Source organism: Streptomyces lonarensis (genome assembly GCF_012033735.1).
In the GTDB taxonomy this organism is placed as follows: Bacteria; Actinomycetota; Actinomycetes; order Streptomycetales; family Streptomycetaceae; genus Streptomyces; species Streptomyces lonarensis.
Map to the genome: position 1 here is coordinate 1 of NZ_JAAVJD010000189.1, position 10,303 is coordinate 10,303.

The window sequence follows — 10,303 nt, forward strand, 5'->3', positions numbered from 1 at the left end:
GCCTGGGCGCGGTCGCGTTCGGCCGCGCCGCGCGCCGACATCCGGCCGGCGAGGGCGCGGGTGCGGGCCTCGGCGCCTGCGTGGACGGCGCGGGCGCGCCCGCGCAGGTCGGCGGCCTCGGCGATGCGGTGGAGCAGTTCCAGCGACCCGGCGGTGAAGTCGCGTTCGGCGGTGAGCTCGGCGCGGCGGCCGAGCTTGTGCGAGAAGCCGTGGACCAGGTCGGCGAGCCCGTCGGTGTCGCGGGTGTCGGTGACGGCGCGGAGCAGCAGGTCGGTGAAGTCCGCGTCGTTCTTGACGGCGAACAGACCGGCGGCCTCGCCCTCGTCGGCGTTCATCTCGCGCTGGTAGCGGAAGAGTTCGGGGTCGAGGCCGAGCGCCTCCAGGTGCTCCTTCCAGCGTTCGTGGACCTCCTCCCAGACCACGTCGAGGTTGGGGTACGCCTTGCCGGCCTCGGTGAGGACGTCGCGGAACCCCTTCATGGTGCGGCGGCGCCCCGAGGCGCCGGAGGCGCCCTCGTGCTCGGGCGCGGCGCGCAGCGCGGTGGTCTCGGCCACCGGCAGCGAGTCCAGGGTCATGCCTGGGCCGGGGCGGAAGGAGTACCAGGCCTCGGCGAACTTCCGCGGGTCGTTGGAGACCTGGCGCCCGCGCCACTCGCTGACCTTGCCGACGACGACCGACTCACCGGTGAGGGTGTGCTGCCACTCCAGCGCCACGTGGCCGCAGTCCTCGGCGAGCAGGAACTTCCGCAGCACGCCGGAGCTGGCGCCGCCGAGGGTGTTGCGGTGGCCGGGGAGCATCACGGAGAAGATCAGCTTCAGCAGGACGGACTTGCCGCCGCCGTTCTCCAGGAAGAGCACCCCGGCGGGCGCGGGCCGCCGGGGCGGCCCGCTCGGCAGCTCCTCGAAGAAGTCGGCCTGCACGGGCGCCGGTTCCGGCACCTCCTCACCGACGCCGCGCAGGTCGAGGACGGTGTCGGCGTAGCGGGCGCCGGCGGGTCCGATGGAGTAGAGGCGGACCCGGGACAGCTCGTACATGGCGGGCACTCACAGGAGGTGGGAGGGGGCGGCGGGGCGGGCGGGTCTGTCAGCCGTGGAAGGGCAGCCCGGCGCCTTCGGGGAGGTGGTCCTCCCCGGGGGCGGGGGCGAGGGAGGCGCGGCCGTCGGAGACGGGTACCAGGCCGAGTTCGAGCAGTTCGGTCATGGCGGCGCGGCCGGCCATGTCGCGGACCTGGAGCTGGTAGCGGGGGGTGGTGCGGTACGAGCCGCCCTCGTCGTCGCCGGTGCGCTGGAGGAAACCGGAGTCGGCGAGGAAGGAGACGGCCTTGGCGATGATGCCGGTGGTGGAGCCGGCGAGGCGGCGGGCGTCCTTGGTGGCGCCGGTGGCGCTGCGGCGGGCGTAGACGCGCCAGGCGGCCTCCAGCCCGGGGGCCCCGGTCTGCGGGTCGGTGTTCTCCCCCGCCGCGTCCGCCCGCTCCTCCAGGCGGCGGCAGGCCTGCCGGACGAACGCGTCGACGCCGTTGACGGTGATTCGGCCGAGGTAGCCGTCGTCGGCGAGGTCCTCCGGTCGGGGGAAGGCCAGGGCGGCGACCGCGAGGTGCGCCAGCCCGTGGAGGAAGCGGTCGGTGGTGTCACCGGCGGCGCGGCGGGCGTAGTCGCCCATCCGCACGGCGAAGACCGACTCCTCGTCCGCGGCGACCGCCATCCCGGCGCGGGTGGAGACCTCCAGCACGATGAGCCCGAGGCCGGTGGCGACGGCGTCGGTGAGCCGCGCGAAGGGCGGGTCCTCCAGGTAGCGGCGGACGGCGGCGGCGTACTCGGCGTCGCGGACCGGTTGGAGGCGCGGCTGGAGACCGAAGGCGACGAGCCGGGCGGCGTCCGCGGCGTCGGCGGGGGTGACGGCGCCGCCCGGCGCGGGGGCGGGCGCGGTCTCGACTCCTGGTTCGGTCACGTGCGGGTCGCTCCTCGGAGGTGGTTGCGGTGGTGTCGTCGCCCGGGTCGGTGGTGCGGCCGGGGCCGCGGCGCGGGGTGTCAGCTGCCGGGGTCGCCGGCCGCGTACTCCAGCAGGGCGGTCCCGACGACGAGGTCCGCGCCGCCGAACTCCGGGTCGGTCAGCTCCTCCCCGTCGTCGACGGCGAACAGCAGGCGTTCGTCGCCCTGGCGGTGGGCGGTGCCGACCGGTGGGCTGGCGGCGTGCACGGCGAGCAGCGCCACCAGGTAGGGCAGGTCGGGGTCCTCCCGCCGGGCGCGGGCCAGCAGCCCGGAGAGTCGCTGCGGCGCGTCGGGCGGCAGGTCGAGCAGCGCCTTGGCCGCGGCGAGCTGCTCCTCGCTGAAGCGGCTGTCGTCGGGGGTGGCCACCAGGTCGGGCTCGGGGAGTTCGACGCCGAGGTGCTCGCGCGGTGCGGCCGGGGTCAGCAGGAGTTCGGTGAGGTCGCCCAGGCGGACCGCGCCCGGGGCCCGGAAGCCGATGCCGTGGGCGAACCAGGCGTCGGTCACCCGGACGGCGCGCTCCAGCGGTTCCGGCAGGAGCGGCGTCAGCAGCTGGCCGTGGAGGTCGAGTCCGACCCGGCCCGTCGGCGGGGCGAACTCCTGGCGGTCCTGTTCCGCGCGGAACAGGGGGCCGGCCTCCAGCAGCCGCGACTGCAGCTGGGTGTGGCGCCGGATGCAGTCCTTGACGATGTCGACCAGTTCGGCGGCGCGGAGCTTGTGCTCGGCGGCCCGGGGCCCGGTCGGGTCGGCCTCGTCCCGCGCGCGGCGGATGTTGGTGAGGATCGCGTTCTCGTGGCGGTAGCGGTCGGCGATGTGGTCCAGCGCCTCGGCGATCATGTCCGGGACGGTCCGCAGCCAGTCGACGGAGCGCACGTTGCGGCGCGTCGCCTCCAGGGTCCGGCGCAGCGTCTCGGCGTACTGCACGGTGCGGTAGCGGGCCTGCTCGGCGGCGAGCTGGGCGTCGGCCAGCCGGCCGCGGCTGATGAGCACCTCCAGCTTCACCTCGGCCGCGATCTGCGCGCTGGTGACGTCGGTGTCGAGGGCGCCGACCAGGACGTTGACCGCCTCGTCGGTGGTGCGCAGGCAGACCCCGCCGGCGGGGTCCGGGAGCTCCTCGACGAGCTTGAAGTCGTAGTCGCGGCGGACGTAGGCGCCGTCGGCGCCGAAGGTGCCGTAGACGGCGCGGAAGCCGCGGTCGACGCTGCCGACGTTGATGAGATTCTCCAGCACCCAGCGGGCGACGCGGAGGTGTTCGGCCGCTGGGCGGTCGGGGGCCTGCGCGGCGACGCGGGGGACGAGACGGGCGACGACGTCGTCGTGGTCGGCGCCGGTGTCGAAGTCCATGGCGAGGGTGACGAGGTCGATCGCCGCGAGCGCGACCTCGGCCATGGCGTAACCGGAGTACTCACCCGCCAGGTTGGCCTTGCGCACGTCGAGGTCGTGGAGCGGCGCGGTGCAGGCCAGCGCGCGCAGCCGCCGGGCCAGTCCCTCGTCCGCGGCCGGTCCGGGAGCGGGCCTGCCGGCGGGGAGTGCGGGGGATGCGCCGCCCGCGGACCGCGGGGCGGGGACCGAATGCGTCGTCACGGGGCACAGCGTAGGCGGTCGCGCCGACAACGGTTGGTTCGGGTGGTCTGTCGCCCTGGCGGCTTCCGTCCCACCACGGGTGGTTGGTCCGCATCGCGGCACGCCGAAGCGGAGCGCGGCACCGGTGCAGCTTACGTCACCGCGGGGGCCGCTCCCGACCATCGCGCGGACCGCCGCGGCGACGCCCGCCGCTGGTCAGCGGGGCGCCGCGGCCGGCGCGGGGAACGGCCGGGCCAGCAGCAGGGCGATGTCGTCCTGGGCGGCACCGTCCAGGGCGTCGAGCACGCGGTCGCAGGTCTCCTCCAGCGGGCGCGGCCGGCCGTCCAGCAGCCGCAGCAGGCGGTCAAGACCCGTATCGATGGGTGCCCGGCGGCTCTCGACCAGGCCGTCGGTGAAGAGGGCGAGGGTGGCGTCGCCGGGCAGTTCGCAGCGGAGCGCGGCGAAGCCGCCGGCGCCGACCCCCAGCGGGGCGGCGACCGGGGCGTCGAGGAACCGCGCCCGGCCCGCGGGGCTGACCAGCACCGGCGGCGGGTGCCCGGCGACGGCGATCTCGCAGTGGCCGCCGGCCGGGTCGTAGACCGCGTAGACGCAGGTGGCGATGGAGTCGCCGAGGAACTCGGCGGTGGCGTCGAGGTGGTCCAGCAGCTCGGCCGGCGGCAGGTCCAGCCGTGCCAGCGCGCGGGTGGTGGAGCGCAACTGGCCCATGATGGCGGCCGCCTGGACGCCCTTGCCCATCACGTCGCCGACCATGAGGCCGATCCGTCCGCCGCGCAGCGGGAGGACGTCGAACCAGTCGCCGCCGACCTCGCGGACGGCCGGCAGGTAGCGGAAGGCGAGGTCCAGGGCGAGGGGGTGGTCGGGTATCCGCGGCAGGAGGCCGCGTTGCAGGGCGAGGGCGGCGTTGTGCTCGCGGCTGTAGAGCCGGGCGTTGTCGACGCAGATGGCGGCGCGGCCCGCCAGGTCCACCGCGAGTTCGAGGTCGCGTTCGTCGAACGGCCGGGGCGTGGCGGCGGTCCGGCAGAGGCTGAGCGTGCCCAGGATGTCGCCGCGGGCGACGAGCGGGACGGCCAGGTAGGAGTGGACGCCGGAGGCGGCCAGGACGGCGGCGGCGCGCTCGTCGCGCGCGATGCGGCGCAGCGTGCGCGGTCCCACCTCCGGCATCAGGACAGGCCGTGCCTCGGCGACGCACTGGGTGATGGGCCGGTGCGGCCCGTAGGAGACCAGGCCGCCGACGCGGTCGGCGGCGCGTTCGGCGCCGCTGTGGTCGCTGCGGGAGGCGACGGCGAGGGCGCGGAACCGGGCGGAGCCGTCCTCCGCGACGGGCGGGACGACCTCGCCGCTGAAGACGGAGTCCAGCACGTCCACCGCGGCGAGGTCCGCCAGCCGGGGCACGATGACGTCGGCCAGTTCCTGGGCGGTGTGCTGCAGGTCGAGCGTGGTGCCGATCCGGCGGCCCGCCTCGGCGATCATCGCCAGTTGCTCCCGGGCGGCGGCGACCTCGGCACCCGCCCGGTGGCGGGCGGTGACGTCGACGACGGAGGTGGCCGCACCGAGCGTGCGGCCGGCGGCGTCCCGCACGCGGTGGAAGGAGGCCGACCAGACGTGTTCGGCGTCGGGGTCCGCCGGGGTGGTGCCGGTGATCTGCCGGTCCGAGACGGCCTCGCCGTCGGCGAGGACGCGGCGCATGGTGGCGGCGACCTCGGGGGTGTCCACGCCCTGCCCTGCCTCGCCGATCGCCCGGCCGAGGAGGTCGCGGCCGGTGGTGCCGTTGATGCGGGCCAGCGCGGGGTTGGCGCGCAGCCAGTGGAGGTCGGGGCCGACCATGCCGAGCCCCACCGGGGACTGGTCGACCAGTCCGGCGGCGAGCGCGGGCTCGGCGTCCGCGTCGCGGCCGGCGTCCGCCGCGCGCACCAGCACGAGGACGCCGTCGGCCTCGCCGGTCAGCAGCCGGCCGCTCAGCGAGAGCAGGACGGTGCGCCCGTCGCCGCGTACTGCCGGGAGTACCACGGCCCCCGCCCCGGCGGCGGTCGCGGCGCTCCCGAACCAGCGCTGCGCCCGGTCGCGGTGGGCGGGGTCCGCGAGGAGCGCCGCCCGCGTGCCGAGGACCGACGCCGCAGTCCGGCCCAGCAGCGCGGCGGCCTCGCCGCTCCACTGCCGCACCACTCCCCCGTCGTCGGTCGCGAAATAGGCGGCCGCGTCGCCGCCCGGCGGTGGGACAGGCCCGCCGTCCGTACCGTCCCCGGCGGGACCACCCCGCCGCTGCTCGCCGTCCCCGGCCACGCCGTCCGCCTCTCGCCGCGCCGCACCCACCGCTGACGGGAGCCATTCAACGACAGCCGCGCGCGAGGCGCGCGCCGGGTCCCCCGGGGCGCGTACGCCCGGGGCGGGACGGCGCTCGCGGGGTCACCGGGGCGGCTGGGGATGCGGCATCCGGGTGAATGGGGGTCAATGGTGACGGGCGCCGGACGTCCGACCCGGGGCGGGCGTGCCCCGCCCCGGCGAGTGCGAGGAGGTCGCTGCATGAGTGTGGAGAAGCACCTGCTGAAGGCGTTGGCGCCGGATCAGCGGGAGCGGCTGCTGTCCGTGGGGCGGGAGACCGCGTTCCCGCAGGGCACCCGGATCTTCGAGGAACGGGAGAGCGCCGACCGGTTCTGGGTGATCCGTTCCGGATCGGTGACGCTGGACCTGCGGCTGGGCGAGGGACCGCGCCCCATGGAGGTGGCGACGCTGCGCATGGGGGACATGCTGGGCTGGTCCTGGCTGTTCCCGCCCTACGCCTGGGACTTCGGGGCGGAGGCGTTGAGCCCGGTCCGCACCGTGGAGTTCGACGGGCGCCGGGTCCAGCGGATGTGCGACGAGGACCCCGCCTTCGGCTACGCGCTGCTGCGCGTGGTGGCGGAGATCCTGGCGCACCGGGTGCACAGCGCCCGCTCCCGGTTGCTGGACCGCTACGCGCCGTACGCCGCCGGCTGGTGAGCCGCCGCCCGACGCTCCGTCCCGGCAGCTGCCGGGGCGCGGCGTCGGGCGGTCGTCAGGCGTCGGGGCGGTCGGCGTCAGGCGTCGGTGTCCGGGTCGCCGTATCCGCCGCCGCCGGGGGTGTGCAGCAGCAGCTGCTCCCCGGCGGCGAGCTCGGCGGTGTCCGAGCCGGCGAGCGGCTCGGTGGCCCCGTCGCCCCGGATCACCGCGTTCTCGCCGAGGGCCCCCGGGGCGCCGCCGGCCATGCCGTACGGCGGGACCCGCCGGTGGCCGCTGAGGAGGGTCACGGTGACGGGCTCCAGGAACCGCAGCCGGCGGACCACGCCGTCGCCGCCCGTCCAGCGCCCGCCGCCGCCGCTGCCGGTGCGCACCGAGAACTCCTCCACGCGCACCGGGTACCGCCACTCCAGGACCTCGGGGTCGGTCAGCCGGGAGTTGGTCATGTGCGTCTGGACGGCGGCGGTTCCGGCGAAGCCGTCGCCGGCGCCCGAACCGCTGGCCACGGTCTCGTAGTACTGGAAACCCGCGTTGCCGAAGGTGACGTTGTTCATCGTCCCCGAGCCCTCGGCCTGGACCCCCAGCGCCGCGTACAGGGCGCCGGTGACCGCCTGCGAGGTCTCCACGTTGCCGGCGACCGTGGCGGCCGGGTGGCGCGGGGCGAGCATGCTGCCCTCGGGGATGCGGATCTCCAGCGGGGCGAGGCAGCCGCTGTTGAGCGGGATGTCGTCGCCGACGAGGGTGCGGAAGACGTAGAGGACCGCGGCCATGACCACCGAGCTCGGCGCGTTGGTGTTGCCCGGCTGCTGTTCCGAGGTGCCGGTGAAGTCGATCACCGCGCTGCGGCGGTCGCGGTCCACGGTGACGGAGACGGCGATGACGGCTCCCCCGTCGGTCTCGTACCGCACGGACCCGTCGCGCAGACCGGGCACGATGGCGCGGACGGACTCCTCGGCATTGGCGCGGATGTGGCCCATGTACGCCTGGACGACGTCGAGGCCGAACTGCTCCGTCATCCGGCGCAGTTCGGTGATGCCTTTCTCGTTGGCGGCGATCTGGGCCCGCAGGTCGGCGAGGTTGGCGTCGGGGTCGCGCGAGGGGTACGGTCCGGCCGCCAGCAGCGCGCGGGTCGCCGCCTCCCGCAGCCGGCCGTCGCGGACCAGCAGCCAGTTGTCCAGCAGCACGCCCTCCTCGTCGACGGTGCGGCTGAACGCCGGCATGGAGCCGGGGGTGATGCCGCCGATCTCGGCGTGGTGGCCGCGGGAGGCGACGAGGAAGAGCAGCTCCGGCACCGCGCCGGGGCCGCCGCCGTCCGGTGCGCCCGGGTCGCCGGCGAAGACGGGGGTGACGACGGTGACGTCGGGCAGGTGGGTGCCGCCGTGGTACGGGTCGTTGACGGCGTAGACGTCGCCCGGGCGCATCGTCCCGGCGTTGCGCCGCAGCACCTCCTTGATCGACTCGCCCATCGACCCCAGGTGGACCGGGATGTGCGGGGCGTTGGCGATCAGGTTGCCCTCCGCGTCGAAGAGCGCGCAGGAGAAGTCCAGGCGCTCCTTGATGTTGACCGAGTGGGCGGTGTTCTCCAGCGCCAGGCCCATCTGTTCCGCGATGGCCATGAAGAGGTTGTTGAAGACCTCCAGCCGCACCGGGTCCACACCGGTGCCCACGGCGGCGGCGTGGGGGCGCGGCGCGACGCGTTCCAGGACCAGGTGGCCGCGGTCGCCCGCGCCGGCGCGCCAGCCCGGGTCGACCACGGTGGTGGCGTCTTCCTCGGCGAGGATCGCCGGCCCCTCCACGGTGTCCCCGGCCCGCAGGTCGCTCCGACGCAGGAGCGGCGCCTCCCGCCAGGCGCCGCCGGTGTACAGCGGGACGTGGGCAACCGGCCGGGGGGCCGGGCCGCCCGCACCGGCCGCGGTCGCCGGCCGCGACGGCGGGCCGGGCGGGCCGACCGCCTCGGTGGCGACGGTCGCGACGACGAGCTCCCGGTCGGCGGTGAAGCCGTACCGCGCGCGGTGGGCGCGGGCGAAGGCGGCCGCCATCGCCTCGGGGGTGTCGAGCGGGACGGGGATCGCGGCATCCGTGCCGGAGTAGCGGAGGTGGAGGGTGTGGTGCACCCGGACGCCGTCGGCCGGCACGCCGTCCGCCGCGAGCTGGGCGCGCGCCGCCGCGGCGAGCTCCTCGGCGACCCGGTTCACCTCCTGGGTGGTGGCGGCGTCCAGCGGGCGCTCGACCGACCGCTCCCCCAGCGCGGTGGCGTCGGCGACACCGATGCCGTACGCGGAGAGCACCCCGGCCAGCGGCGGGACGACGACCGTGTCGACGCCCAGTGCGTCCGCGACCGCGCAGGCGTGCTGACCGCCCGCCCCGCCGAAGGCGGCCAGCGCGTACCGGGTCACGTCGTGGCCGCGTTCGACGGAGATCTTCTTCACGGCGCTCGCCATGTTGAGGACGGCGATCTCCAGGTAGCCGGCGGCCACCTCCTCGGGGCCCCGGGAGTCCCCGGTCGCGCGGGCGATCTCCGCCGCCAGCTTCGCGAACCGCTCGCGGACGGTGGCGGCGTCCAGCGGCCGGTCGCCGTCGGGGCCGAAGACGTGCGGGAAGTGGTCCGGCTGCACCTTGCCGAGCATGACGTTGGCGTCGGTGACCGTGAGCGGGCCGCCGCGCCGGTAAGCGGCGGGGCCGGGGTCGGCGCCCGCGGAGTCGGGCCCCACGCGGTAGCGGGCGCCGTCGAAGTGCAGGACGGAACCGCCGCCGGCGGCGACGGTGTGGATGTCCATCATCGGTGCCCGCATCCGGACCCCGGCCACCTGCGCGCCCAGCACACGTTCCAGCTCGCCCGCGTAGTGGGAGACGTCGGTGGAGGTGCCGCCCATGTCGAAGCCGATGACGCGGTCGTACCCGGCCTCCGCGCAGCTGCGCGCCATGCCGACCACGCCGCCCGCCGGGCCGGAGAGCACCGCGTCCTTCCCCCGGAAGGCGGCCGCGCGACGCAGCCCTCCGTTGGACTGCATGAACATCAGCCGCACACCGTCCAGTTCGGAGGCGACCCGGTCGACGTAGCGGCGGAGCACGGGTGAGAGGTAGGCGTCGACGACGGTGGTGTCGCCGCGCGGCACCAGCTTGATCAGCGGACTGACCTCGTGGGAGGCGGAGACCTGGGTGAAGCCGACGGCCTCGGCGATCCGCGCCACCCGCTGCTCGTGGTCGGGGTGGCGGTAGCCGTGGACCAGGACCACCGCGGCGCTGCGGAATCCGTCCGCGTGGGCCTCGCGGAGCGCGCGTTCGGCAGCGGCCTCGTCGAGGGGCAGCACGGTCCGCCCGTCCGCGGCGACCCGTTCGGGAAGTTCGATCACCCGGTCGTACAGCGCCTCGGGGAGGACGATGTGCCGGTCGAAGAGCCGGGGCCGGTTCTGGTAGGCGATGCGCAGCGCGTCGCGGAAGCCGGTGGTGGTCACCAGGACGGTCGGTTCGCCGCGCCGTTCGAGCAGCGCGTTGGTCGCGACCGTGGTGCCCATCTTGACCAGGGCGACCCGGTCGGCCGGGAACGGCTCGTCGGGGCCCGCCCCGAGCATGCGGCGGATGCCGGCGACGGCGGCGTCCCGGTACCGGTCGGGCGCGTGGGAGAGCAGCTTGGCCGTCTCCAACCGCCCGTCGGGGCGCCGGCCCACGACGTCCGTGAAGGTGCCACCCCGGTCGATCCAGAACTCCCAGCGCCCAGTCATGGCCGCCATGGTGCCAAACGGTGCGGCGCCGCACCGCAC

At 75.9% G+C, this 10,303-nt stretch carries 5 protein-coding genes and 1 pseudogene; 1 reads left to right on the forward strand and 5 read right to left on the reverse strand.

From position 1 onward, the window contains the following. The 4 genes and pseudogenes from HCN56_RS19515 to HCN56_RS19530 all read right to left on the reverse strand — a co-directional run. Positions 1-1,034, reverse strand: a pseudogene (locus HCN56_RS19515) (hypothetical protein); the annotation flags it as partial. A 49-nt stretch (positions 1,035-1,083) separates the two neighbouring features. Further along, positions 1,084-1,947, reverse strand: coding sequence for a hypothetical protein (locus HCN56_RS19520; RefSeq protein WP_167972959.1), 864 nt, complete (start codon positions 1,945-1,947; stop codon positions 1,084-1,086). A gap of 80 nt (positions 1,948-2,027) precedes the next feature. Then, positions 2,028-3,569, reverse strand: coding sequence for a hypothetical protein (locus HCN56_RS19525; RefSeq protein ID WP_167972961.1), 1,542 nt, complete (start codon positions 3,567-3,569; stop codon positions 2,028-2,030). A 195-nt stretch (positions 3,570-3,764) separates the two neighbouring features. Further along, positions 3,765-5,849 (reverse strand): SpoIIE family protein phosphatase, encoded by a 2,085-nt coding sequence (locus tag HCN56_RS19530; RefSeq protein ID WP_167972963.1) that lies wholly within the window; start codon positions 5,847-5,849, stop codon positions 3,765-3,767. 240 nt (positions 5,850-6,089) lie between these two features. On the opposite strand from HCN56_RS19530, the gene HCN56_RS19535 reads away from it, so the two are divergent. Then, positions 6,090-6,545, forward strand: a complete 456-nt coding sequence (locus HCN56_RS19535) for a cyclic nucleotide-binding domain-containing protein (protein WP_167972965.1) — start codon at positions 6,090-6,092, stop codon at positions 6,543-6,545. Between the two features lie 77 nt (positions 6,546-6,622). Here the strand turns inward: HCN56_RS19535 and HCN56_RS19540 are convergent, their stop codons facing one another. Next, positions 6,623-10,264, reverse strand: a complete 3,642-nt coding sequence (locus tag HCN56_RS19540) for a hydantoinase B/oxoprolinase family protein (RefSeq protein WP_167972967.1) — start codon at positions 10,262-10,264, stop codon at positions 6,623-6,625. Between the last annotated feature and the right edge of the window lie 39 nt (positions 10,265-10,303).

Excerpts from the sequence above, each read along its gene's own strand:
- HCN56_RS19535 (WP_167972965.1), top strand. The coding sequence starts at position 6,090 with ATGAGTGTGGAGAAGCACCTGCTGAAGGCGTTGGCGCCGGATCAGCGG.
- HCN56_RS19540 (WP_167972967.1), bottom strand. The coding sequence starts at position 10,264 with ATGACTGGGCGCTGGGAGTTCTGGATCGACCGGGGTGGCACCTTCACG.